At 71.3% G+C, this 25,491-nt stretch carries 19 protein-coding genes; 7 read left to right on the top strand and 12 right to left on the bottom strand.

Annotated elements, in window-relative coordinates; translation table 11 throughout:
• Positions 1-67: 67 nt before the first annotated feature.
• The 5 genes from ACQHII_RS03445 to ACQHII_RS03425 all read right to left on the bottom strand — a co-directional run bounded on the left by ACQHII_RS03445 (position 68) and on the right by ACQHII_RS03425 (position 5,775).
• Complete coding sequence (locus ACQHII_RS03445) at positions 68-1,096, bottom strand: polyprenyl synthetase family protein (protein WP_427917784.1); 1,029 nt, start codon at positions 1,094-1,096, stop codon at positions 68-70.
• The gene (locus ACQHII_RS03440; RefSeq protein ID WP_427917783.1) at positions 1,093-2,133 is read right to left on the bottom strand and encodes a tetratricopeptide repeat protein; all 1,041 of its coding nucleotides are present in this window, start codon (positions 2,131-2,133) and stop codon (positions 1,093-1,095) included. Before ACQHII_RS03440 ends, ACQHII_RS03445 begins: the two co-directional genes overlap by 4 nt.
• A 172-nt stretch (positions 2,134-2,305) precedes the next feature.
• Positions 2,306-2,983, bottom strand: a complete 678-nt coding sequence (locus tag ACQHII_RS03435; RefSeq protein WP_427917782.1) for an AIM24 family protein — start codon at positions 2,981-2,983, stop codon at positions 2,306-2,308.
• Between the two features lie 66 nt (positions 2,984-3,049).
• On the bottom strand, positions 3,050-4,369 hold the full coding sequence (locus ACQHII_RS03430) for a CAP domain-containing protein (protein WP_427917781.1): 1,320 nt from the start codon (positions 4,367-4,369) through the stop codon (positions 3,050-3,052).
• A gap of 146 nt (positions 4,370-4,515) precedes the next feature.
• Positions 4,516-5,775 (bottom strand): serine hydrolase domain-containing protein, encoded by a 1,260-nt coding sequence (locus tag ACQHII_RS03425; RefSeq protein ID WP_427917780.1) that lies wholly within the window; start codon positions 5,773-5,775, stop codon positions 4,516-4,518.
• Positions 5,776-6,078: 303 nt separating this feature from the next.
• Between ACQHII_RS03425 and ACQHII_RS03420 the strand changes: the two genes are divergently transcribed.
• On the top strand, positions 6,079-7,875 hold the full coding sequence (locus ACQHII_RS03420; protein ID WP_427917779.1) for a M4 family metallopeptidase: 1,797 nt from the start codon (positions 6,079-6,081) through the stop codon (positions 7,873-7,875).
• Between the two features lie 51 nt (positions 7,876-7,926).
• Here the strand turns inward: ACQHII_RS03420 and ACQHII_RS03415 are convergent, their stop codons facing one another.
• Complete coding sequence (locus tag ACQHII_RS03415) at positions 7,927-8,667, bottom strand: hypothetical protein (protein WP_427917778.1); 741 nt, start codon at positions 8,665-8,667, stop codon at positions 7,927-7,929.
• A gap of 135 nt (positions 8,668-8,802) precedes the next feature.
• Here ACQHII_RS03415 and ACQHII_RS03410 point away from each other — a divergent pair, with 135 nt between their 5' ends.
• Genes ACQHII_RS03410 through ACQHII_RS03395 form a run of 4 tightly spaced genes read left to right on the top strand, consistent with a single transcriptional unit; the run spans position 8,803 to position 15,422 of the window.
• Positions 8,803-9,975, top strand: a complete 1,173-nt coding sequence (locus ACQHII_RS03410; protein WP_427917777.1) for an ROK family transcriptional regulator — start codon at positions 8,803-8,805, stop codon at positions 9,973-9,975.
• A 40-nt stretch (positions 9,976-10,015) separates the two neighbouring features.
• Complete coding sequence (locus ACQHII_RS03405; protein WP_427917776.1) at positions 10,016-11,800, top strand: alpha-galactosidase D; 1,785 nt, start codon at positions 10,016-10,018, stop codon at positions 11,798-11,800.
• Positions 11,801-11,823: 23 nt separating this feature from the next.
• Positions 11,824-14,190 carry a glycosyl hydrolase family 95 catalytic domain-containing protein gene (locus ACQHII_RS03400; protein WP_427917775.1) on the top strand — a complete coding sequence of 789 codons (2,367 nt, stop codon included), beginning with the start codon at positions 11,824-11,826 and terminating at the stop codon, positions 14,188-14,190.
• Complete coding sequence (locus tag ACQHII_RS03395; protein ID WP_427917774.1) at positions 14,187-15,422, top strand: SGNH/GDSL hydrolase family protein; 1,236 nt, start codon at positions 14,187-14,189, stop codon at positions 15,420-15,422. The genes ACQHII_RS03400 and ACQHII_RS03395 overlap by 4 nt, the downstream gene beginning before the upstream one ends.
• A gap of 3 nt (positions 15,423-15,425) precedes the next feature.
• Here ACQHII_RS03395 and ACQHII_RS03390 read toward each other — a convergent pair whose 3' ends face one another.
• The 5 genes from ACQHII_RS03390 to ACQHII_RS03370 form a co-directional block, all read right to left on the bottom strand.
• Complete coding sequence (locus tag ACQHII_RS03390; protein WP_427917773.1) at positions 15,426-18,398, bottom strand: helix-turn-helix transcriptional regulator; 2,973 nt, start codon at positions 18,396-18,398, stop codon at positions 15,426-15,428.
• A 76-nt stretch (positions 18,399-18,474) separates the two neighbouring features.
• Positions 18,475-18,825: a UBP-type zinc finger domain-containing protein gene (locus ACQHII_RS03385; protein ID WP_427917772.1), complete on the bottom strand. Its 351-nt coding sequence runs from the start codon at positions 18,823-18,825 to the stop codon at positions 18,475-18,477.
• On the bottom strand, positions 18,822-20,279 hold the full coding sequence (locus tag ACQHII_RS03380) for an ATP-binding protein (protein ID WP_427917771.1): 1,458 nt from the start codon (positions 20,277-20,279) through the stop codon (positions 18,822-18,824). Before ACQHII_RS03380 ends, ACQHII_RS03385 begins: the two co-directional genes overlap by 4 nt.
• Positions 20,276-21,952 carry an FAD-dependent oxidoreductase gene (locus tag ACQHII_RS03375; protein ID WP_427917770.1) on the bottom strand — a complete coding sequence of 559 codons (1,677 nt, stop codon included), beginning with the start codon at positions 21,950-21,952 and terminating at the stop codon, positions 20,276-20,278. Before ACQHII_RS03375 ends, ACQHII_RS03380 begins: the two co-directional genes overlap by 4 nt.
• A gap of 120 nt (positions 21,953-22,072) precedes the next feature.
• On the bottom strand, positions 22,073-22,426 hold the full coding sequence (locus ACQHII_RS03370) for a VOC family protein (protein ID WP_427917769.1): 354 nt from the start codon (positions 22,424-22,426) through the stop codon (positions 22,073-22,075).
• A gap of 61 nt (positions 22,427-22,487) precedes the next feature.
• Here ACQHII_RS03370 and ACQHII_RS03365 point away from each other — a divergent pair, with 61 nt between their 5' ends.
• Complete coding sequence (locus tag ACQHII_RS03365; RefSeq protein ID WP_427917768.1) at positions 22,488-23,369, top strand: universal stress protein; 882 nt, start codon at positions 22,488-22,490, stop codon at positions 23,367-23,369.
• Positions 23,370-23,392: 23 nt separating this feature from the next.
• Here the strand turns inward: ACQHII_RS03365 and ACQHII_RS03360 are convergent, their stop codons facing one another.
• Positions 23,393-24,178 carry a TIM barrel protein gene (locus ACQHII_RS03360; protein WP_427917767.1) on the bottom strand — a complete coding sequence of 262 codons (786 nt, stop codon included), beginning with the start codon at positions 24,176-24,178 and terminating at the stop codon, positions 23,393-23,395.
• Positions 24,179-24,360: 182 nt separating this feature from the next.
• Here ACQHII_RS03360 and ACQHII_RS03355 point away from each other — a divergent pair, with 182 nt between their 5' ends.
• Positions 24,361-25,392 (top strand): LacI family DNA-binding transcriptional regulator, encoded by a 1,032-nt coding sequence (locus ACQHII_RS03355; protein ID WP_427917766.1) that lies wholly within the window; start codon positions 24,361-24,363, stop codon positions 25,390-25,392.
• Positions 25,393-25,491 lie beyond the last annotated feature (99 nt).

The raw sequence follows: 25,491 nt of genomic DNA, 5'->3' as shown, positions 1-25,491 counted from the left end.
GCACGGGGCAAGGTGGTCCGTGCCGCCTCCGACCCTGACTCGGAAAGGACCCGCAGGTCAACACGTTTCAGAGATCGCGGCGCACCAGGAACTCCAGCAGGGACCGCAGCTCGTCCGCCGGCTCGGCCGCCATCGGAACACCGGCGAGAGCCGCCTCCGCGGCGGCGATGTGCCGACGGGCCTCCGCCAGCGTCGCGGTGCGGCCGCCGGCCTCCTCGACGAGATGAGCGGTGGCGGCGGGTTCGGCACCCGATTCCAGCAGTGCGGCGAGGTGCCGAGCGTCAGGGGCGGAGAGCGCGGTCAGCACCGGGAAGGTCTTCTTGCGCTCCCGGAGATCACCGTGTACGGGTTTACCGGTCACCGCCGGGTCGCCCCAGATCCCCAGGACGTCGTCGACCAGCTGGAAGGCGACGCCCAGATGCCGTCCCGCCCGGTCCAGCGCGGCGACCGTCGCTGGGGGCGCTCCGCCGAGTACGGCACCGAGCGCGGCCGAACAACCCAGCAGCGCACCGGTCTTGCCCTCGGCCATCGCCCGGTACTCGTCGGGACGCACCCGCTGTGGACCCGTCCAGGGACGCGCCGCGAACAGCAGGTCGTCCGCCTGGCCGCGCACCAGGTCGCCGAGCGCCGTTGACAGCAGGCGCAACCCGCCCGCGCCGTTCGGGGCCGTGGCGAGCGTCTCCACGGCCAGCGCGAACAGGGCGTCGCCCGCGAGAACGGCCGGTCCCGTGCCGTATGCCTTCCACAGCGTGCGGCGGCGGCGCCTGGTCTCGTCGCCGTCCATGACGTCGTCGTGCAGCAGGGAGAAGGTGTGCACCAGTTCCACCGCCACGGCGGCGGCGATCCCGGCCCGCCCGGGCGCACCGGTGGCTTCCGCGCCGAGTACGGCGAGGGCCTGTCGTACACCCTTGCCGCCCGGCGCGGCGCCGGGCGTACCGCCCACCTCGCACCAGCCGAACGAATAGGCCGCCATCTCGCCCAGCCACGGATGCAGCCGTCCGACCGCCTCCTTCAGCGCGGGGTGCACCAACTCCCGGCAGCGGGAGAGGACTTGGGGTGCGGCCGGTGCCGCTACGACCGAGGGGAGCGCCGTCACCGTACGACCTCCACCGCGAGGCCCAGCTCGTCCTGCGCCCGTGCCACCATCTCGCGCGCGTGGCGCAGCCCTATGCGCTCCAACACCCTTGCCAGATCCGTCAGTTCGGCCGCCGTCTCGGCGCTGTCGCGGCCCAGGCGGGCCAGGGACTTGGTCAGGCCCAGCCGTGAGAGCGCCTCGCCGCGCGGCTCGCTCATCGCGCGGAACTCGGCGAGCGCCTGCTCGTAGAGGTCCCGCGCCTCGGCGTAACGCCCGGCGCGGTACAGGACGTTGCCGCGCATCTTGTGGTTGTACGCGAGCGCGCTGGACAGATTCATCGCACGACAGCTCTCCTCGGCCTCGGACAGCAGGCCGAGTGCCCGCTCGGGATCCTGGTCACGCACCGAGACGATGTCGGCGAGACCGCGCAGCGCCCAGGCGTGACCACGCCGGTCGTCGGCGCCCGCCGCAATCGCGGCCGCCTCCTCGAACATCGCGTACGCCGTGTCGTAGGAACCCCTGTTGCGATGGATCTGTGCGATGCCCTCCAGCGCCCACACCGTGTGCCGGGCCTCGCCGCGTTTGCGGGCCTCGGCCAGCAACTGTTCGTGCAGTCGCGCCACGGCCTCGTAGTCGCCCTGGATGCGGCCGGTCTCGGCGAGGCCCGCGAGTGAGTATCCCCGTACGACGATGTCGCCGCCGCGTTCGCCGAGTTCGGCCGCGAGCCCGAGCAGCCGCCGGGCCAGCGGGAAGGCGCCGCGCTGCCGGGCCAGGGTGCCGCCGCTCCACAGGGCCCAGGCCATCGCGGCCGTGTCCCCGGCTCCGCGGGCCGCGCGATAACTCGCCTTCCACGCCCGGTCCGCCTCCCGCACCTGCCCGAGCCGCCGGTGCGCCTCGGCGACCGCGAGCCCCGAGCGGGCCGCCTCGCCTCGCTGCCCCGACCGCTCGGCCGCGGCCAACTGCTCGGTGCCGGCCGCCAGTACGTCGACCAGCGAGGAGTTCACGGACAGGGTGGTGAGGGCGCCCTGGTACTCCGGAGCGAATGCCTTGCCGTACATCGATGCCTCTCGGTCTGTATACACACCATGTAGACACTGTGTGTATACATGGTGTGTATAGAGCGTCGAAAATCAGCCCTGGCCGTGGGGGCCAGGGCGTCATCTGCTGTTGCGGATCAAGACGTCGATGCGGTCGGCGAGGTTGCCTGTGCGGCGTAGATCACTCGCCGGGTCAGTGCTGCTGTGCCTTCTGTGGAGTCACCTCGCTGGGCCGTACGACGACGAAGCCCTCGCCCTGGAGCATGAGCTGGACGGCCTCACCGGAACCGCCGCGCAGCATCGACCCGATGGACTGCGAACGGTGCAGCGAGGTCTGGAGGTTGGCCGACCAGCCGACCACGGCGTCCGTGTCGACGTACACCGGGTACTGCGGCGAAACGGGTATGACCAGCGGATTGCCCTCGCAGACCAGACCCAGCTTGCCCTGCCCGGTGAAGACGCTGTTGAACAGGCCGCCGCCCGCGATGCCGGACCCCTTCACCGTCTTGATCGCGTACGACAGCGAGGCGTCGAAACATAGGACGTTGCGGCCGTTGACGGTGAACTCGTCACCGGGGTCGATCTCGACCACGAAGCAGTTCTGCGCCTCGTGCGCGAACCACGCCTCGCCCTGCCCGCGCACCGCCATCAGCGGCAGACCCTCACCCGTGACCGCGCGCTTGAGCATGCCGCCCACGCCCTGGCCCTTGCGCTCGAACTGGAGATTGCCGCGGTAGGCGATCATCGCCCCCTGGCGGGCGAGCATCTCGCCGTTGACCGCGTACTTGATGCACTTGGCGTTCTCTACGGTCATGCCCGGCGCGGTGGCCGGCTGCACCATGTGCTCACTGGAAAACAGATCACCCTTCATGCGGGCATCCTGACCCGGAAGATCTCATTCCGCCAAGATCGTGGAGGGGGTTGGCCGGCAAGGCGGTCAGGCGCCGAAGAGTTGCGTCCAGTACGTCCCCATCTGTCCGCCGCCCGCGAAGCCGATGCCTATGTGGGTGAAGTCCGGCTTCAGGATGTTGGCGCGGTGTCCGGGGCTGTTCATCCAGCCCTCCACGACCTCGGCGGGGGAGCGCTGGCCACACGCGATGTTCTCGCCGATCGTGCGCCTGCGCGAGCCCGCGGCGGCGGCCCGGTCCCAGGGCTGGGAGCCGTCGGGGGAGGTGTGCGAATAGAAGGCCCGGGCCACCATGTCCGTGCTGTGCGCCTGCGCGGCGGCGGCGAGCAGCGGATCCACGGAGAGCGGGGACAGCCCGGCCCGCGTCCGCTCCCTGTTGGTCAACTCGACGACGCCGCGCGCCGTTTGGGCCAGGTCGCCCGCGGTGAGCGGCTTCGCCCACAACGCCGTCCAGTAGACGTCGCCGGAGCGGGCGACTGCCTGGGCGAGACCCGCGTGCGTGACGTCCCGTTCGAGCAGCGTGCGGCGGGCCTGTTCGGTGCGGAGGCAGTAGTCGACGAACTCCGCGGGGGTGCGCGGACCGGAGACGAGGTGTTCGCCGACGGTGAGATAGGCGTATCCGGCGTGGATCACCCGCTGGTACACGGAGGTGCCGTCGCGGCTCTCGGTGCTGAGGTGACCCGCGGCGGCCATGTCGGAGACGTGGGCCTGCGCGGCCGACACGAGACGGGAATCGAGCGCGACGGGTGGTGAACCGGCCTTGGCGCGGGCCGAGTTGACCAGGGCGAGGTAGCCGGTCGGGTCGGGCGCCGGAGAGTTGGGGGAGCCCGCACCGCGTGCGGCGCCGACAGGGGTGGGACCGGGAGGTGTGTCCTCGACGATCTCCACGCCGAAGTCCCGTGCGATGCCCGCCAGTCCGTCGTCGTACCCCTGCCCCAGTGCGCGCAGCTTCCAGCCCGTGCCGCGTCGGTAGAGCTCGGCGAGGAGCAGGACGGTCTCGCGCTGGGGGCGGGCCGGGGTGAAACGGGCGAGCGGACGGCTGCCCGCGTCCGCGACATGCAGGGTGGGTGCGGGCAGTCGGCCCAGCGGTGTGCCGGGGTCGGCGGGGCTGACGACGACGGTGACCCGGGCGGCGCCGGCGCGGAGCCGGGCCGGGTCGACGGTCAGGGTGTCGCCCTGGAGGCGGGCTCCGGTCACGGTCGGCTGGTTGTAGAACACGAAGTCCGCGTCACCGCCGACCTTGCCGCTCTCGTCCGTGATCAACGCCGACACGTCGAACGGGCCGGGCACCCGCAAGGTCATGGCACCGCCCGGGAGGGGTAGATTGCCGCCCGGCACCAGCTCGTTCATGGCACCGCCCTCGCTGTTCGTGTCCGGGGGAGTGCCCGGTGGGGGAGTTCGTCCTCCACTCAACGTCCCGTCACGGCGGGAGGGTTCCCGCGGGGCGCGTTGGGTGCCGGTGCGCGAGGCCGCCCGGCACCCACCGCGGAGCGCGCTCAGCCCCGTGCGATCTCCGGCGCGATGTCCTCGTGGGCCACGCGTCGTTCGGTGACGTAGGAGCCCCGGCCGGTGAGCGGCGAACCCTGGAGTGTCCTGGTGCGCTTGCCGCAGAACGCGGACTCCAGGGTGCCCGCCATCGTGTTCAGCACCGTGCCGTTGTTGGAGGTGTTGGCCAGCGCGGTGAGACTGCGACGGCCGTCCTTCGAGGTGAAGGAGTAGGTGTAGAAACCCTGGACCGCGCCCGTGTGGCCGTACACGGAGACGCCGCAGGACAGATCGCGGCGGCGCAGCCCGAGGCCGTAGCGCGTCGTGCTGTTGACCGGAGTCCACCGCTCCATCTGCGCGAGCGCGGCGGCGGAGGTGAGCCTGCCGGAGAGCAGGGCGGAGAAGAAGGTGTTCAGGTCGTGGGTGGTGGAGATGAGAGCGCCCGCGCTCTGCGCCCAGGACGCGGTCTGGTCGGTCGCGTCGAGCGGCTTCGCGCCCGCGCGGTCCTGGGTGAGGTAGCCGCGGGCGTGGCGGCCCGGGATCTTCGTGCTCGGGTGGACGTAGAGGGTGTCGCGCAGCTTGAGCGGCTTGATGATGCGGTCACGGTACGCGGTCCCCACGGAGTGGCCGGTCAGCTTCTCGATGAGCATCCCGGCGACCACGAAGTTGGTGTTCGAGTACGAGTAGGCGGCGCCCGGCGCGTTGGTGCGCGGGTGCTTCAGTGACAGCCGCACCAGCTGCCGGTAGGTGAAGACCTTGTCGCGTACGGCCTCGAAGCCGGAGACCGAGTTCGCGAACATCGCGTTCGTGTAGTCGTACAGGCCGCTGCGGTGGCTCAGCAGGTGGCGCACGGTGATCCGCCTGTCGGGGAGGAGGCCGGGCAGGTAGCGGTCCACCGAGGCGTCGAGGTCGAGCTTGTGCGCGTCGACGAGTTGGAGCAGGACGACGGCGGAGAACGACTTGGTGACGCTGCCGATGCGGAAGCGGTCGGCGTTGTCGATGGCCCGGCGTGTCGTGCGGTCGCCGATGCCCGCGGCGGCCGTGCGGACGGTTCCGCGGTCGTCGATCCGGGCGATCGCCCCGGGCGCGCCCTGTGTCGTCAGGGTGCGCAGCACGGCACGCAGGCCCGCCAGGTCGGGGGCCGGAAGCGCTGCCGTGCTTCCGGTTCTCGCGGTGCCTGACCCGTGGGTCGCGGCATGTGCCGGTACCACCGTGAGCGTCAGCAGTGCCGCCGCCGACGCCGTGGCCCTGCGCACCGTTCTTGAGACCATCCGGTTCTCTCCCGTTTCTCTTGTGTGCGAGATCGGTCACAGTCGCGCGAGGCAACCTTCTCGCGGCCCGTCACATCTCCACAGCTGACGCACAGTTGGTCACTCACTGATCACTGGGCGACGCGGATTTGCAAAGTATTGCCATGAAAGCTCGGAAAACCGTTCATTTCGGCTTTACATGCACATGACTGATCCGTAAGGGTTTCGCCTCGGGGCCCGACCAGCCCCCTGGGCGCCGTCAACCGCGCCCGGTCTCAAGGCGGTTGGCGATCCCGGCCGTCTCGAAGCGAGGAGCCCTCACCCATGCGTGGACCCCACATACGCGGCCTGGCCGTCGCCGTCGCCGTGACGACGGCCGCCACGGGGCTGGCCGGAACGGCCTTCGCGGGACCGGCCACGGGGACGGACCACGCGGTGACGGCCACCGGCACCACCGCCGCGTCCGTCGTCACCGCCGCGCGTGCCGCCGCCTTCGCGCACGCGGCGGCGACCGGAGTCGTCCCCGGCGACGGACTCCGGGCCAAGGACGTGATGATCGACCCCGAGGGCGCACGCCACGTCCGGTTCATCCGCACACACCGGGGCATGCCGGTCCTCGGCGGCGACCTGGTCGTCCACCTCTCCCGCCAACTGGCCTACACCGGAGTCACCAGGGCCGCCGACCACAGCGTCGAACCCGCCACCACGCGCCCCGAACTGACCGCGGCACAGGCCGAGACGAAGGCCGCCGCCGTCGCCAAGGGCGACGCGGGCACCGCCCGTCTCGTGGTCGACGCCCGCGACGGCCGGGCCGCCCTCGCCTACCAGGTCCCCGTCAGCGACAGCGACACCGCCGAGGCCACCGGCACCCGCACCGTCGTCGTCGACGCCGTCACCGGCAAGGTCCGCAGCAACACCCCCGACAGCGACGAGTTCCTCTCACCCGAACTGCTCGACACCCTGCGCGAGCGCGGCGAGACCCTGAACCCCGTCACCGGCACTGCCGTACAGGCGACTGCGCTCACCGCGGCCGGCGCGAGCCGTGCGGCCCACTACCCGGTCACCGCCACGGGCACCGGCACCTCGCTCTTCGTCGGCAAGGTGCCGCTGACCACCACCCAGACGGCACGCACCAGTTACCTCCTCAAGGACCCGACCCGTTGGGGCACCGAGACCCGCGACGCCAAGGGGCAGGAACTGGAGAGCTTCGCCCGCGGCAAGGCGTTCACCAGCACCACCGACAAGTGGGGCAACGGCACCGTCTCCCGGCGCGACAGCGCCGCCGTCGACGCCCAGTACGGCATCACCAAGACCCTCGACTTCTACAAGAAGACCTTCGGCCGCAAGGGCATAGCCAACGACGGCAAGGCCGCCCGCGGCATGGTCCACTTCGGCAAGAAGGTCGCCAACGCCTTCTGGGACTCGACCTGCGACTGCATGCTCTACGGCGACGGTGACGGCGACATGTTCAAGAAGCCGCTCGTCGTCCTCGACGTCACGGGGCACGAGTTGACCCACGGCGTCGTGGACGCCACCGCCGAGCTGGAACCGACCCGCGTCGACGCGGACGGCAACCAGTACGGCGAGGCGGGCTCGCTGAACGAGTCCCTCGCGGACATCTTCGGCTCCAACGTCGAGTTCAGCGCCAACAACGCGAAGAACCCGCCGAACTACCTCATCGGCGAGAAACTGGGCCTCGCCCAGAAGTTCCTGCGCCGCCTCGACCACCCCTCCCTCGACAAGCTCGAAGGCACCGTCGACTACTGGTCGCCGCAGACCTACGACGCCGAGGTGCACGCAGGCTCGGGTGTCTCCTCGCACGCGTACTACCTGCTCGCCGAGGGCAGCGGACGCAAGACGATCGGCGGCTTCACCTACGACTCGCCCACCTACGACGGGTCCACGGTCACCGGCATCGGACGCGCCAAGGCCACCGCGATCTTCTACCGCGCGCTCACCCGCTACATGGTGTCCACCACCGACTTCCACGACGCGCGCCTCGCCACGCTGAAGGCGGCGGCGGACCTCTACGGCGCGAACAGCACGGCGTACCAGACCGTCGACAAGGCCTGGGCCGCCGTGAACGTCACGGTCGCCAACACCCCCGCGGCCAGGCGCTGACGACCCTCCGGGTGTCCCGCCACGAGCGGGGCACCCGGAGGTCCGGCCGCCTCAGATCCACTGCTTCTCGATCTCCTCGGACACCGTGAACACGGCCTCGCAGGACGGGCAGCTCGCCTTCCCGAACACATAGGTCAAGGCCGTCGCGACCTCCGTCTGCCCGAACTCGACCGCCTCGCCGTGCAGTCGCGCACCGATGCCGTCGAGCGCGTCGGGCACGGCCGGTATCAACTCCGTCCGCCCCTCGGTGTTCTCCTTGCCCGGGCCGGTCACGTAGTCGCCGGCCGAGGTGAAGATGCCGTACGAACCGAACGCGACGTACAGACCCTCCTCGCACTCGGGGCATTCGAGGTCGTACTCCTCGCTGTTCACACCCTCCAAAGCCTCGGCCCACACACTGCCGCCCTCGAAGGCGAGCACGGCCATCTGCAGATAGACGAAGGTGTGCGCGTCCTGCGTCGGGTCGGCGCGCAACCGGCGTGCGACGTCGAGGAGTTGGCCTATCTCGCTCGCATAGCGTTGGTGGCAGTCCTCGTCCGGGTCCGTGGTGATCAGCCCGGCCATGGTGACTGCCTGTACCGGCCCGCCCGGCGCCCGCTCCAGCGCGATGTCGACGAGCACGGGCATCGCCGCCCAGCTCGCCTCGTACACCGACCCCTGGTGACACAGGGAACCCCACAACTCCTGCCACACCGCGTCGTCCTCGGAGCCGCCGAGGCGCGCGAACAGGCCGGGGATGTCCTCGGCGCTGCCGTAGGCGTGGGTCAGCTCGGACCAATCGATCGTCGTCATACGGCGATTGTGCCGCCCGGCACTGACAACGCGACTCCGGCCGAGGGCGGCTGTGTCAGACCTTCCGTCAACCTGGTCCGGACGAATCCTGCTTCTTTCATTGACGACGGAAAAGAAGGCATCTAGGTTCCGGCCATGCGCTCGATCCCCCACACGGAGTCGTTCCCGGCCCACACGCCGGCCGCCTCACAGGTCTTCACGACTGTGCTGTCGCACGGCCCCCTCACCCGGCTCGAGGTGGCCCGCCGGGCCGGGTTGTCGGCTGCGGCCGTGACCAAGGCGGTCCGGCCGCTGATCGGGGCGGGGTATCTGACGGAGGGCGCGGACGAGGACGCGCCGCCCGCGTTGGGGCGGCCCGCGAACCTCGTCCGGGTCGACGGCGGTCGCGCGCTGTTCATCGGGGTCAAGGTGACCGGCGACGAGGTCATCGGCGTCCTCACCGACCTGTGCTGCCGCATCCGGGTCGCCCGCCATGTGCCGCTGACCGACCGCGACCCCAGGGCGGTGCTGGCGTGGATCGCGGACCTGGCCCAGGAACTCCGCACCGAGGCCGACGAGTTGGGCATCCAGGTGGTCGGCCTCGGCCTCGCGGTCTCCGGCGACGTGGACCGCGGCGAAGGGGTCGTCCGTTACTCGCCGTTCCTGGAGTGGCGGGACGTACCCCTCGCCGAACTGGCCGCCATGACAACGGGGTTGCCGGTCACGGTCGACAACGACGTGCGCGCGCTGACCGTCGCCGAGCAGTGGTTCGGCGCCGGCGCGGGACTCACGGACTTCGCGGTGGTGACCGTCGGCGCGGGCATCGGCTGCGGACTGGTCGTGCACGGCCGGGTCGTCGCCGGCGCCCACGGCGTGGCGGGCGAGATCGGCCATGTCGTCGTGGATCCCGCCGGGCCCCGCTGCCACTGCGGCAACCGCGGCTGTGTCGAGGCGATCGCCGGGGACGCCGCGATCGTCGCCCGGGTCCGCGAGGTGACGGGCGTTCAGGTCGCCGACACTTCGGAAGCCGTGGCCCTCGCCCACCGGGGCGATGCCGGAGCCCGCGAGGTCTACGCGCGGGCCGGGGAGGCGATCGGCCGGGGCATCGCGACCGTGGCCAATCTCCTCGGCCCCGAACGCGTGATCATCTCCGGCGAAGGCCTCGCCGCCTACGACCTGTTCGCCGAGCAGATCCGCGACTCCTTCGCCGAGGCCGCCTTCGGCTCCGCCGCCCGCTGCGACGTACGCACCCGCCCGCTGCCCTTCGACGAGTGGGCTCGCGGCGCCGCCGCCACCGCGATCCAGTCCTTCATCCGAGCCGCCGACTAGCCCGCACGATCCCCCTCCGACCCGCACGAGGAGCCCAACGATGTACTCCCTCACGCCCGTTCGTGCCCTGAGAGCCATGGTGGTCCTGGCCCTCACCGCAGGCTTCGCCACCCACCTCCCCACCGCGCACGCGGACACCGCACCCGCTGTCGCGGCCAAGCCCTATATGGGCTGGTCGAGTTGGAGCATGCAGTCGTCCAAGTACCCCGGCCTCAACCCGGACGGCGACTACAGCTACCTCACCGAGGCGAACGTCGACAAGCAGACGGACGCGCTGGCCACCAAGCTGAAGAAGTACGGCTACGACCACGTCAACATCGACGCCGGCTGGTGGATGGACAAGACCTGGAAGTCCGGATTCGACGAGTACGGCCGCCAGAAGGCCGACCCGGTCCGCTTCCCCGGCGGCATGAAGGCCGTCGCCGACCGCATCCACTCCAAGGGCCTCAAGGCCGGCATCTACCTGCCCGCAGGCCTGGAGAAGGGGGCCTACGGCGACGGAAAGACGCCCGTCTGGAACGCCGACGGCTGCACCACCGCCGACATCGTCTACAGCGACCTGCGCACCACCAACGGCTGGGACAGCGCATACAAGATCGACTTCTCGCGGCCCTGCGCCCAGAAGTACATCGACTCCCAGGCCCAGTTGATCGCCGGCTGGGGCTACGACTTCCTCAAGCTGGACGGTGTCGGCCCCGGTTCGGGCAAGAGCGGTGACCAATACGACAACGTTGCCGACGTGGCCGCCTGGAACAAGGCCATCACCGCCACCGGACGCCCGATCCACCTCGAACTCTCCTGGTCCCTCGACTACGGGCACGCCGCCGACTGGAAGAAGTACTCCAACGGCTGGCGCATCGACACCGACGTCGAGTGCTACTGCAACACCCTTGTCAGCTGGGAGAACTCGGTCGACGACCGCTGGGACGACGCCCCCGCCTGGACCGACAGGGCGGGCCCCGGCGGCTGGAACGACCTCGACTCCCTCGACGTCGGCAACGGCGCGATGGACGGCCTGACCAAGGCGGAACGCCAGAGCTACGCCACCCTCTGGGCCGTCGCCAAGTCCCCCCTGTTCACCGGCGACGACCTCACCCGGCTCGACGACTACGGCCTCTCCCTCCTCACCAACCGTGAGGTCATCGCCGTGGACCAGAGCGACGCGCCGCCCGCCCGACCCGTCACCCCGTCCGACGCCCAGCAGGTCTGGGCCGCCAAGAACCCCAACGGCACTTACACCGTCGCCCTGTTCAACCTCGCCAGTGCCCCCGCCGCCGTCTCCGCGAACTGGACGACCCTCGGCTTCACCGGCAAGGCCGACGTGCGTGACCTCTGGAACCACGAGGACCTCGGCTCCTTCACGAACAAGGTGACCGAGGCCCTGCCCGCCCACGGCTCCCGCCTCTTCACCGTCACCCCGCACGGCAGCGCCGTCACCTCGACCGCGTACGAGGCCGAGGCCACCACCAACACCCTCAGCGGCAACGCCGACATCGCGGACTGCTCGGCCTGTTCGGGCGCCCACAAGGTCGGCAACCTCTACCTCGGCGGCAAGCTCACCATCAACAACGTCGTCGCCGCCAAGGCCGGCACCTACCAGGTGAAGATCGCCTACGTCAGCGGCGACTCCCGCTCGGTCGCGATCTCCGCGAACGGCAACGGCGCCACCAGCCACAAGTTCCCGTCCACCGGCGACTGGGGGACCGTCGGATCGGTCAGCGTGCCGGTCACATTGAAGGCGGGCGCCAACACCATCACCTTCGACAGCGGTTCGAGCTACGCACCGGACATCGACCGGATCGACGTGCCCAAGTCCGCCTCCTGAGCCGACCTTTGCGGAGACCCATCATGTCCAGTGCACTGCCCGACCTGCCCAGACGCAATCTGCTCGCCCTCGCCGCGGCCACCGGCGCCCTCGCCGGCCTGCCCGCCTTCACCGCCTCGGCCGCCCCCGAGCGGCCCGTCAACTCCACCTACAGCGGCGGCACTTCACGCAACACCCTGTGGTGGCAGGCCCCCGCAGACGACAACTCGATGATCGAGCAGGGCCTCCCCGTCGGCAACGGCCGCCTCGGCGCCCTGGCGAGCAACGACCCCGGCCACGAGGTCCTCCTCGTCACCGACGCCACCATGTGGACCGGCGGCCTCAACGACACCCTCGACTCGGACGGCCAATTCCCCTACGGCCGCGCCGACTTCGGCTCCCTCACCCTGCTGGCCCGGCTCACCGTCGACATCCCCGACCACGACCTGGGCGCGGTCAGCGGCTACCGCCGCACCCTCGACCTGGAACAGGGCGTGGCGACCACCTCGTACGTCCGCTCCGGAGTGACCTACCAGCGACAGCTGTTCGCCAGCCGCCCCGACGACGTGATCGTCCTGCACTTCACCCAGAACGGCGGCGGACGCTACACCGGCACCGTCGACCTCGCGGGTACGCACGGCGAACCGGCCACGGACGCTCGCTCGTTCGGCGGCACCCTCGCCAACGGACTGCGCTACGGCGCCGCCGTCACCGCGTACGGCAGCGGCGGCAGCGTCACGGTGAACGGCTCGCGCGTCGCCTTCTCCGGCTGCAAGGACGTCACCGTCGTGCTGAGCGGCGGCACCAACTACGCGCCCAACTCGGCGGCCCACTACCGCGATCCGTCCCTCGACCCGCAGAGGCTGGCACGCACCAAGGTCGCCGCAGCGGCCAAGCACACGGCGGCCACCCTGCTGCACACGCATGTAGCCGACCACGGCGCCTTGTTCGGGCAGCTGGGCATCTCGCTCGGCACCTCGTCCGCAGACCAGCGCGCCCTGGACACCTGGGAGCGCATCCAGGCCCGCGCCCGGGACGGCGTGCCCGACCCCGAACTCGAAGCCTCCTACCTCCAGTTCGGCCGCTATCTGATGATCGCCGGCTCCCGGGGGAGTCTGCCGATGGGCCTCCAGGGGAACTGGCTCGACGGCAACGATCCGGACTGGATGGGCGATTACCACACCGACATCAACATCCAGATGAACTACTGGATGGCCGACCGCGCCGGACTCTCCCAGTGCTTCGACGCGTTCACCGAGTACTGCGTCGCCCAGCTCCCCGACTGGACAGACGTCACCCGCAGGCTCTTCAACGACCCCCGCAACCGCTACCGCAACTCCAGCGGGAAGAACGCCGGTTGGACCGTCGCCATCTCCACCAACCCCTACGGCGGTGGAGGCTGGTGGTGGCACCCGGCGGGGAACGCCTGGCTGAGCAACACCCTCTGGGAGCACTACGAGTTCACGGGCTCACGCGCCCACCTCGCGAAGATCTACCCGCTCCTCAAGGGCGCCGTCGAGTTCTGGGAGGCGCGACTGCTCACCACGACACTGCCCGGCAGCTCGAAGGAGGTGCTCATAGCCGACAGCGACTGGTCGCCCGAACAGGGCCCGCTCGACGCGAAGGGAATCACCTACGCCCAGGAACTGGTGTGGGCGCTGTTCGGCAACTACTGCGTCGCGGCGGCCGAGTTGAAGAAGGACACCGCATACGCGGGCACGATCGCGGGGCTCCGCAAGAAGCTGTACCTCCCGGTGGTCAGCCCCAAGACGGGCTGGCTGGAGGAGTGGATGTCCCCGGACAACCTCGGCGAGACCACCCACCGGCACCTGTCCCCGCTCATCGGACTCTTCCCCGGCGACCGCATCCGCCCCGACGGCTCCACCCCGAAGGACATCGTCGAGGGCGCCACCGCCCTGCTCACGGCTCGCGGCATGGAGAGCTTCGGCTGGGCCAACGCCTGGCGCAGCCTGTGCTGGTCGCGGCTCAAGAACGCCGACAAGGCGTACCAGTTGGTCGTCAACAACCTCCGCCCGTCGACCAACGGCAGCAACGGCACCGCCTCCAACCTCTTCGACATCTACCAGGTCGACGTGGGCAACGGCATCTTCCAGATCGAGGCCAACTTCGGCACCCCCGCCGCCATGATCGAGATGCTCCTCTACTCCCGCCCCGGACATCTGGAACTCCTCCCGGCGCTCCCCGACGCATGGGCCGCGTCCGGGTCCGTCACCGGTGTCGGCGCCCGCGGCGGCTTCGTCGTGGACCTCCACTGGAAGGACGGGAAGCCGACCGAGGTGAAGATCCGCAGCGTCAACGGCCGGACCACGACCGTGGCCTTCGGCACCACCACCCGGACGGTGCGGCTGACACCGGGTGAGTCGGTCACGCTGCGGGACTTCGCCCGGTGACGGCCCGACGGGCACGGTCAAGCCGTGGGCTGGCTCTCCTGCTGATGGCCGTGGCCCTCCAGACCGTGCCCGCACAGGCACGGCCGGAGCCCACTGTCCCCACCCCGGTGTCGGCCCCGGGCGGCGGCTCGCACACCGTCGTCACCTGGGGAGCGAGCGCCGACCGCATGGGCGACGGAGTGGCCGGCCGAAGTTACCGCATGGTCGTGCACACCAGTGTCGCGGGCGGCGAGCTTCGGATCCGGCTCTCCAACGCCTTCGGCGACCGGCCGGTGACCTTCGACAGCGTGTACGCGGGCGTCCAGAAGGAGGGCGCCGCGCTGGTGCCCCGTTCCAACCGACGGCTCACCTTCGGCGGCGGACGGTCGGTCACCGTCCCCGCCGGGGCGACCGCCTACAGCGACCCGCTGACCGGCACACTGCCCGCCGCCACCAACCTGGTGGTCAGCATCCACAGCCCGGACGCGGCGGGCCCGGCCACCGGTCACGGACTCGCCATGCAGACGTCGTACGCGACCCAGGGCGACCACACGGCCGAGGAGAGCGCCACCGCCTGGACCGACGCCATCGGCTCCTGGTACTACCTCGACGCCGTCACCGTACGGACCGCCGCGGACACCAGCGCCGTGGTCGCCCTCGGCGACTCCATCACGGACGGCTGGGCGAGCACCACGGACCAGAACCGGCGCTGGCCCGACTATCTGGCCCGACGCCTCCAGCGTGCGGACACGGCTGTCAAGGGAGTGGCGAACGAAGGGATCTCCGGCAACAAGGTCCTCGCGGACGGCGCCGGACAGAGCGCTCTCATCCGGCTTCAGCGGGACGTCCTGTCGCAGCCCGGTGTCCGCACGGTGTTCCTGTTCGAAGGCGTCAACGACATCAAGGCCCACAGCGGTGTCACCGCCCAGGACCTGATCGCCGGCTACCGCGAGATCATCTCCCGGGCGCACACGGCCGGGAAATGTGTCGTAGGCGCCACGGTCGGACCGTACGAGGGCTGGTCCGAATGGGATCGGGCGGGTGAGGCGGTGCGCCAGGAGGTGAACCAATTCATCAAGGACAGCGGGGAGTTCGACGCCGTCACCGACTTCGACCACATCCTGCGCAGCCCCTACGACCAGGAAAGGATGCTGCCCTTCTTCGACAGCGGCGACCATCTGCACCCCAACGACAAGGGGATGCAGGCCATGGCCGACGCGGTCGACCTCGCCGGTCTCGACTGCGGCCGGTGAACCTCAGCCGGACGCCGTCGCCTCCGGGGTGATCAGTCCCTGCCGGTAGGCGATCGCCACCGCCTCCGTACGGCTCGCGGCGCTCAGCTTCGCGAGGATGTTGGAGACATGGACGCTCGCCGTCTTGCCGGTGATGAACAGCTCCTCGCCGATCTGGCGGTTGCTGCGGCCGAGCGCGAGCAGCCGCAGCACGTCGTGCTCGCGGGCCGTCAGCGGCGAGGGGCGCTCCCCGGCGTCCCCGCCGTCCGCCGCCGGGTCGCCGAGGCGGCCGCGGCGGACGAGCGCGTCGAGCCGCGCGAGCAGGGGCGCGGCACCGAGCCGGGTGGCCGTCTCCCGGGCCGCACGGGCCTGGGCGGCGGCCTCCTCGCGTCGGTCGGCCGCCAACAGGGCTTCGGCGAACCGGAATCGGCAGCGCGCCCGTTCATAGACATCGCCGTAGTCGAACGCGGTCACCGCCTTCTCCCAGGCCGCCGCGTCCGGCCCCGTGGTCGCCCGCGTCCACTCCGCCTCTGCGCGGGCGAGCCAGGCCATTCCCTCCGGCCCCTGCGGGCGGTGGCCGTCGCCCTCCTTCGCCACGGCCCGTGCGAGTTCCACGAGTTCTGTCGCGGTCTCCGTCCAGCGGCGCACCGCCGCCTCGTCGCCCGTCAGCCGCAGTGCGGCGGCCCGGTCGGCGACCGGGGCCAGGGCGAGGGCGGCGAGCCGGACCGTGAGGTCGGGACGCCGGCCGGAGTCGTCGGTGAGCGCCGCGACCGCCGTGCGCATCGCCTCCACGGCCGCCTCCGGATCGTCCCGCAGGCCGCCGGCGTCGGTCAGCGCGATGCCCGCCACCATGGAGGCCATCCAGTCGAACGGCCCCTCCAGCAGGGCACGCGCTCGGTCGGCGGCCTTCAAGTCGCCGCGCGCCAGGGCCACATACAGTGCGGGTCCCATGGTGAAGCCGCCCATGCGCGGCAACACCTTCGCGTCGTTCGTCGCGGCCTTCTCGCACTCGTCCCAGCGACCGAGTGTGTACAGCACCAGGAGTTGGAGGTAGCGCATCTCCATCGGGTACGGCGAGGACAGCAGCCCGGCCCGACGGGCCCGGTCCAGGCCCTCGGTGAGCCAGGGCAGGGACTCCTCCAGGTGCCCGGACTCGAAGTTGCCGATGGCCAGGTGGAACAGCGCGCGCATCTCCACGGGCGCGTGCCCGGCCTGCCGGGCCAGCTCGCGGGCCTGGGCGAGCCGCTCGCGGCCCTCCTTCGTGCGCCGGCCGCCTTTCTCGAGCGTGGCCAGCGAGATCAGCAGATCGGCCCGGGCGTCGACCAGTTGGAGTTCCTCGGCGATGCGCAGGGCCTGCCGGGCGACCCGCAGCGCGATCTCGTCCTCACCGACCTGACGCGCCGTCAGTACATGGGTGGCCGCCGCCCACACCCAGGTCCGCGAGGGCGGTTCGGCGGGGATCATCGCGAGGGCCTCGCTGCTGTAGGCGAACGCGGCGGTGAGGCTGTCGACGTCCATGAGGTTGCCGGCCAGCGTGTAGCGGACCCGGGCGGCCAGCTCGGCGTCCGTGTCCTGGCCGATCCCGGCGAGCGCGGACCGGGTGAGGGAGACCGCGCGGTGCGCGTCCCCGGCGTGTGCCGCCGCGGCCGAGGCGCGCAGGGTGAGGGTCACGCTGTCGACGCCCTCGCCGGACGGCCGGGCCGCCGGGTCGACCGACCGCCACAGGTCGAGGGCGGTTTCGAGATGCCGTAGCTCCTCGGCGGGCGCGCCCACCCGCTGGGCGTGGTCGGCGGCCTCCAGGGAGGCGGCCAGGGCCTCGGCCAGGTCGTGGCTCTCGCGGTAGTGGTGGGCGCGCTCGGCCGCGCTCTCGGCGGGGTGGCCGCGCCCGGCGAGGAGGCGGGCGAACGAGCCGTGCAGCCGGGAGCGCTCGCCGGGGAGCAGATCCGCGTACACCGCCTCGCGGGCGAGGGCGTGCCGGAACGAATACGTGTCGCCGTGCCCGGGGACCAGGAGCTGCCGCTCGACGGCCTCCCGCAGCGCCGACTCCAGCTCGTCCTCCGGGAGTTGGACCGCGTCCCGCAACAGGTCGTACTCGACGCGGCGCCCGGCGACGGCGGCCGTGCGCAGCACCTGCTGGGCGGTGTCGGAGAGTTGCTCGAAGCGGATCAGCAGGACGTCGGCGAGACCGCTCGGCACCCCGCCCGCCTCCATGTCGGTGGCCGCGAGCAACTCCTCGGCGTAGAAGGCGTTTCCCTCGGCGCGCTCGACGATCCGGCGGACCGTGCCGTCCGGCACCGGGCCCGTGCGCAGCGCGCGCACCAGCCGGGCGACCTCCGCGTCCCCCATGGGCCGCAGCTCCAGGCGCTCCACGGCGGGCAGCCGCACCAACTCGGCGAGCAGGGGCCGTAGCGGATGGCGGCGGTGGAGGTCGTCCGCGCGGTACGACGCGAAGACCGCGAGGCGGTGGGTGGGCGCGCCGCCCGCCGGGCGCTGGAGGATGCCCCGGCTGAGCAGGAAGCGGAGCAGGTCGCGGGAGGACTGGTCGGCCCAGTGCAGGTCCTCCAGGACCAGCAGCAGGGGAGCGATGTCGGAGAGGTCGGCGAGGAGTCCGGCGATGCCCTCGAAGAGGCGCAGCCTGCCGCCCGCGTCCCGGGCCGCGTCCGTACCGGCGCCGAGCAGCCGGTCGACCGCCGGATGCGCGGCCAGGGCGGCGGCGAAACGGTCGTCACCGGCGAGCGCTCCGAGGATCTCGGTGAACGGCAGATAGGGCAGACCCACGTCACCGAGGTCCACGCAGTGCCCGGTGAGGACGGTCATCCCGGCCTCGGCGGCCCGCCCGGCCAGCTCGTCCAGGACCCGCGTCTTGCCGACGCCCGCGTCCCCGGCGATCAGCACCGCCCCGGCCGTGCCCGCGCGGGCACGCTCCAGTACACCGGCGAGGCGGGCGACCTCCTCGTCCCGGCCGATGAGCGGCGCTGCTGCTACGGATTGCGACACGTCCCCATCCTGGCACGCGTCACTGACAACGCACCTGGCCACCGGGCGGGAGGCGGCTCCCGCCCGGCGGTCCGGTTCAGCGCAGGGTCTCGGCCCAGTTCGCCGGCACGCGTCCCGCCGGACCCGGCACCGGCTGGTCCTTGGGGTGGCTCACCGGGGCGGTGAGCTCGGGGCCGGAGTCGTACAGCTCGGAGGTGCTGAAGTTCCAGAACCACTCCTCGCCCGGCTCGTAGCTCTGGATGAACGGGTGGCCCGTGGACTGGTAGTGGGCCGTGGCGTGCTTGGCGGGGGAGTCGTCGCAACACCCGACGTGACCGCACTGCGCGCACCGCCGGAGGTGGAACCACCAGCCCTGGGCCGCGTCGCACTCCACGCAGCCCGCGCCGCTCGGCGGCACGCCGGTGTCGATTCCGGTGATGTCGTTCATGCGGACTCCTCGGGCGTCTCGTTGTCGGCGGCGGTGAGGGGGAGCAGGACCTGGAAGCGGGTGTCGCCCGGTACCGACTCCACCTGAAGCGTGCCGTGGTGCTTGTTCACGACGATCCGCCAGGAGATGTCGAGACCGAGGCCCGTGCCCTCGCCCACCGGCTTGGTGGTGAAGAACGGATCGAAGATACGGCTCCGGATCTCCTGCGGCACACCGGGCCCCGTGTCACGGAACTCCACCATCAGCTGGTCGCGCACCAGCGCCGTCCGCACGGTCAACGTGCCTTCCCCGCCCGTGCTGTTCATGGCGGAGACCGCGTTGTCGATCAGGTTCGTCCACACCTGGTTGAGCTCCGCCGGATAGGCCGGGATCTTCGGGAGCGAACGGTCGTACTCCTTCACGACCTTGATGCGGTCGCCGACCTTCCCGCCGAGCATCAGCAGTGTGCTGTCGAGGAGTTCGTGGACATCGGCGACCTGGTAGGGCGCGCGGTCCAGCTGCGAGTACTGCTTGGCGGCGCCCACGAGGTTGGAGATGCGGGTCGTGGAGTCCTCGATCTCCGTCATCAACAGCTCTGTCTCGACCGTGTAGTTGAGCCAGCCGATCGCGCCCGGCAGGATCTCCTCGTCCACGGCCGCCGCGACCTGGTCCAGCCACTCGACGTCGAGACCGGCCTGTACGAACGTCGGCGCGATCTGCCAGGACTCCGTGACGCCGTGGTCGTCGAGCCAGTCCGTGAGCTGGTCCTCACGGTCCGAGGCCTCCAGCGGGCTCAACGTCTGTGCCTTGGCGACCCGTTCGGCCGTGCGTTCCTGGATGTCGATGAGGTTGGCGAGGTCCTCGCGCGAGTACGGGCCGGAGGAGATGACGCGCAGCTTGTGCCGCATCTTCGCCACCCGCTCCCGCAGCGTCGAGGTGGCCCGGACGGCAGCGGCGGCGGGGTTGTTGAGCTCGTGCGTGAGCCCGGCCGACAACGAGCCCAGCGCCAGCAGCCGTTCGCGCTGGCTGATCGCCAACTGGCTGCTCTTCTGGCCGAAGAAGAGTCCCTCCAGCAGATGGACCGCCATCGGGAACCACTCGCTCATGATGGCCGCGAAGGTCTCGGCGGGCAGCACGAAGAACCGCGTCGTCTCGGTCACCCGCATCGAGTTGAGGTACACCTGCTGCACCCGGTCCCCGATGTAGGCCTGCATCGCGCCCGTGTAGACGCCGCGCTGCGAGGTCCGCGCGACCTCCACATCGTCCTCGCCGACCCGGCGCGAGAGCACCACGGTGCCCTCGATCATGACGTAGAAGCAGGTGGCGGGATCACCCTCGGTGTAGACGGGCCCGGCCTCGAACTGCTCCACCTGACCGTCGCAGCACAGCCGGCCGAGCTGCTCCGGCGTCAGCTTCTCGAACAGGAACAGCGTGCCGATCTCCTGCGGGCTGCAGGGCAGCACCTTTCCGCTCATGACTGCTCCAGGTAGCGGTGGACGAGCATCACGGCCATGGCTCCCTCTCCGACGGCGGACGCGACGCGTTTCGCGGACTCGGCGCGCGCGTCGCCCGCCACGAACACGCCGGGAATGTTGGTCTCCAGGTGGTACGGCGCCCGGTCCAACTCCCAGCCCGCGGGCGGCTTCCCGTCCGCGCTGAGGTCGGGCCCGGCCAGGATGAACCCGCGCTCGTCGCGCAGCACCGCGCCGTCCAGCCAGTCGGTCAGCGGGGCCGCGCCGATGAACACGAACATCCACTGCGCGTCGACGAGTTCGGTCGCCCCGCTCTCCGTGTCGCGCAGGGTGAGCTGCTCCAGATGGTCGCTGCCGTGCGCCGCGTCGACGACGGTGCCGGTGCGCACGCAGATGTTCTCCGCCTCGTTGATCTGCTGGATCAGGTAGTACGACATCGACGCGGCCAGCGAGGACCCGCGCACCAGCAGCGTCACCGACTTGGCGCCCCGGGCCAGGTACATCGCCGCCTGGCCCGCCGAGTTGGCGCCGCCGACGATGTACACGTCGTGCCCCTGGCAGGAGGCGGCCTCGGTCAGCGCCGAGCCGTAGTAGACCCCGCACCCCGTCAGATCGGGCGTGCCGGGCGCCTCCAGCTGCCGGTACGACACCCCGGTCGCCAGGATCACGGCGTGCGCGGCTACGGCCGAACCGTCCGCGAAGTGCACCACCCGGGCCGACCCGTTGGCCTCCAGCCCCGTGACCTCGCGCGCGGTGAGGATCTCGGCGCCGAACTTGGTGGCCTGCCGCCTTGCCCGGTCGGTGAGTTGAGCCCCGGACACACCGTCCGGGAAGCCGAGGTAGTTCTCGATCCGCGAACTCTGCCCGGCCTGCCCACCGGTGGCGGACCGCTCCACAAGAACCGTCCGCAGCCCCTCCGAGGCCCCGTACACGGCCGCGCCGAGCCCGGCCGGACCGCCGCCGATGACCACGAGGTCGTAGAAGTCGGCCGTCGGTGTGGTCGCGAGCCCCACCTCGGCGGCCAGCTCGGGTGCCTCCGGCTCGACCAGCACCGACCCGTCGGCGGTGACGACGAGCGGCAGCCGCTGCCCGTCCTCCCCGGCGGCCGACAGCAGCCGCAGCCCCTCCGGACTGTCCGCCGAGTACCAGCGGTACGGCACCTGGTTGCGAGCCAGGAACTCCCGCACGTCCGAGGAACGCGCCGACCAGCGGTGCCCGACCACCTTCGTGGCGGGCACGGGCCGGTAGTCGCTGTTCCGCCACGCCTCCAGGAGGTCGTCGAGGACCGGGTAGAGCTTCTCCTCGGGCGGGTCCCAGGGCTTCAGCAGATAGTGGTCGAGGTCCACGACGTTGATCGCGTCGATCGCCGCGTCCGTGTCCGCGTACGCGGTCAGCAGCACCCGTCGCGCACCGGGGTACACATCGAGGGCCTGCTCCAGGAACTCGATGCCGTTCATCTGCGGCATGCGGTAGTCGGCCAGGATCACCGCGACGAGATCCCCGCGCAGCTTCAGCTCGCGCAGCGCGTCGAGCGCGGACTCGCCCGACTCCGCCCGCACGATCCGGTACGACTCGCCGTAGCGCCGCCGCAGGTCACGGGCGACCGCACGGGAAACTCCCGGATCGTCGTCCACGGTCATGATGACGGTCCGCGCGGATTCGGCGGCCTGTGCCATACGTCTCCCACCCCGAGTGGTCGGCTTCACGGCACGGCGGCGCCGTTGTCACCGCGCCGGCTCCCCATCATCGTATGTTCGATCGCCCCGGTGCGCTCCGCTACGCCCGAGACGGGCGGCTCAGCGGCTCCGGGGGCGCAACACGCAGAACTCGTTTCCCTCCGGATCCGCCAGCACCACCCACGACTGCTCGCCCTGCCCGATGTCCACGGTCCGCGCGCCCAGGGCCAGCAGCCGGCTCACCTCGGCCTCCTGGTCGGCGGGACGGAAGTCCAGGTGCAGCCGGTTCTTCACCGTCTTGCGCTCGGGCACCGGCACGAACAGCAGCCCGGGGAGGCGTTCCGGCTCCGGGCGGATCTCGAACTCGTCCGGGGCCTCGCCCACCACCGCCCAGCCGAGCGCCTCGGCCCACCAGCGTCCCAGCGCGACGGGATCGGCCGCGTCCACGACCACTTGCTCCCACTCCAAGGTCATGCGCGCAGGGTAGTGAAGACTGGGCCCGACGCAGGTGACCGCACCACAGGGAGGCCACGGAATGACACGCCCGATCACGGCAGGGGTCGACGGATCGGCGGAGAGTCTCGCCGCGCTCGCCTGGGCGGGCCGGGAGGCCGTACGGCGGGGGCTGGCGCTGCGCGTGACGCATGTGTGGCGGTACGAGGAGCACCACGCCCTCGACACCGGGGACCGGGAGACCCAGGACCGCTGGGTGCGGGACGCGGCGGACGAGGCCGCCCGGGCACTCGCCGAACGTCACCCGGACCTGGACGTGACCACCGATGTCCTGGAGGGCGATCCCGTCGCCACCCTGACCGCCGCGGCTGCCGAGTCCGAGCTTCTGGTCCTCGGTTCGCGCGGGCACGGGGCCGTCGTGGGCTTCCTGCTCGGGTCCGTCGGGCAGCAGGTGATCGCCGACGCCGTACGGCCCGTGGTGCTGGTGCGCGCCGGGGACGAGGCGTCGGGGGAGGCCGGCGGGCGCGAGATCGTCGTGGGGCAGCAGGGGGACCCCGAGGACAGTGCCGCCGCGCTCGGCTTCGCCTTCGGGACGGCGGCGGCGCGTGGGGCCACCGTGCGGGCCGTGCGGGCGTGGACCCTGCCGCCCGTGTTCGCCTACAGCCCGGGCTCCATGAAGCTCCTCGACGAGGCCGGCGGGCTGGAGCCGTACGAGCAGAAGGCCCTCGCCGAGGCGCTGGAGCCGTGGCGGGAGCGCTTCCCCGATGTCCCCGTCGTCGAGCACATCGAGATGGGCAGCGCGGGGCAGGTGCTGCTCTCGGTGGCGGGGCGGGCACAGCTGATGGTCGTCGGACGGCGCGCCCACCGTACGGCGGTGGGCGCGCGGATCGGTTCGGTCGCGCACGGGGTGCTGCACCACGCGGGGTGCCCGGTGGCGGTGGTGCCGTCGACAGAAGGTTTCTGACGCTCCGTCAGGAGTCTTCCGGGTCAGACCGTGAACGCCTTGCGGAAGCGGTCCAGGGCGCGTTCGCTGTCGTCGTCCGAGGCCCAGGCCTCCATCGCGACCGTGCCGTCGTAGCCGATGTCGGCGAGGGCGCGGGCGATGGCCGGGTAGTTGATCTCGCCGGTGCCGGGCTCCTGGCGGCCGGGTACGTCCGCCACCTGGATCTCGCCGATCAGGCCCAACCCGTGTGCCTTGCGGACGAGTTCGATGAGGTTTCCCTCGCCGATCTGCGCGTGGTAGAGGTCCAGGTTCATCCGCAGGCCGGGGCGGTTCACCGCCTTGACCAGGGCCAGGGTGTCGGCGGCCGTCGCGAACGGGACGCCCGGGTGGTCGACCGCGGAGTTGAGGTTCTCCAGTGTGAAGGTGACCCCGGCGCTCTCGCCCAGTTCGGCGAGGCGGGTCAGGGTGCGGTGGGCGGCGATCCACATCGGTCCCGTGGGTTCACCGCGCACCGGAACCACCGGCAGGCCCTCGGAGTTGAGGCCCGTGCCGTGCAGGTTCAGGCGCGGGCAGCCGAGTTGATCGGCGGCCTTGACCGACTCCTCGGCGGTGCGCAGGAGTTCGGCGGCGCCCGCCTCGTCGGTGAGACTGCCCCGGACGTAGCCCGTCATCGACGAGAACTCGGCCGGGGTGCGGGTGAGCGCGTCCAGGTCGTGCCGGGTCCAGTCCCAGATCTCGACCTGGAAACCGGCTTCGTGGATGCGCCGCGCCCGCTCGTGGATCGGCAGGTCCCGGAAGACCATCTCGGCACAGACCGCCAACGTGTACATGATCGCTCGCCCTTCCAGCTGCGCATCTAGAACGTTCTAGATGGCGGTAGTACGCCACTGCCGGATGCGTGTGTCAAGGCTTCGCTTGGGATGCTTCTAGAACGTTACAGAACCCTCTCGAACAGCTAGGATCCCGGCAGGTGACGATCCGCGACCGTACCCCTCCGACCGTAAGGACATCCGTGCCGGCCACCCCCGAGGTCCCCGACGGCAGGCGGCCCACCCTGGCCCATGTCGCGGCCCGGGCGGGAGTCTCCGTCGCGCTGGTCTCGATCGTGATGCGCGGGGCCTACGGTGCGAGCGCCGCCTCCCGCGAGCGGGTGCTCAAGGCCGCCGAGGAGATCGGCTACCGGCCCGACACCCGGGCCAGGGTGCTGCGCAGCAACCGCTCACGCCTGCTCGGCGTGCAGTTCGGACTGCGCCACCCCTTCCACACCGACCTGGTGGAGGGCATCTACGCAGCCGCCGAGCCCGCCGGTTATCAGGTGGCCCTCAGCGCGGTGGCGCCCACGCGCGGTGAGCGGCAGGCCGTGGAGGCGCTGCTCGCCGACCGCTGCGAGGCGCTGGTGCTGCTGGGCCCCGAGGTCCCGGTCGCCCGCCTCGCGCACCTCGCGACCCAGGTCCCGGTCGTGTCGGTGGCCCGGCGGCTGCGGCCCGCCCCGCCGGCTGTGGACGTCGTCCGCACCGCCGACGAGGAGGGCGCCCGCCAGGCCGTCGAGCATCTGGTGGCACTCGGCCACCGCGCCGTCGCCCACATCGACGGCGGCCGGGCACCGGGCGCAGCCGACCGCCGCCGCGGCTACCGCACCGCGATGCACCGCCACGGCCTCGACGAACACATCCACGTCCTGCCCGGCGGGCTCACCGAGGACGACGGCGCCCGGGCCGCCCGAACCCTGCTCGCGGAGAAACCCCGGCCCAGCGCGGTCCTCGCCTTCAACGACCGCTGTGCCACGGGCGTCCTCGACACCTTCCTGAGGGCCGGTGTCGCCGTCCCCGGCGAGATCTCCGTGGTCGGCTTCGACGACACCAGCCTGTCCCGGCTCGCCCACATCGACCTCACCACCGTCGCCCAGGACGTCCCCCGCCTCGCGGAACTCGCTGTCGGCCGCGCCATCGCCCGCCTCGACGGCGAGGCCGTACCGGACGGCGAGCAGGTCGTCGCGCCGCGACTCGTGGTCCGGGGGACGACGGCGGCGCCCGGCACGGGCTGATCCCGCCAGGGCCTGTCCGGCGGATCATGCCGCCTCAGACGCAGGGGGTTGGCACGCACTCCTCCACTGCCTTAAAGGCGTGGGGCCCCAGCGGCGTTG

This window comes from Streptomyces sp. cg40 (genome assembly GCF_050320165.1).
Taxonomy (GTDB): Bacteria; Actinomycetota; Actinomycetes; order Streptomycetales; family Streptomycetaceae; genus Streptomyces; species Streptomyces hokutonensis.
This window is presented reverse-complemented; position numbering and strand designations above follow the sequence as displayed.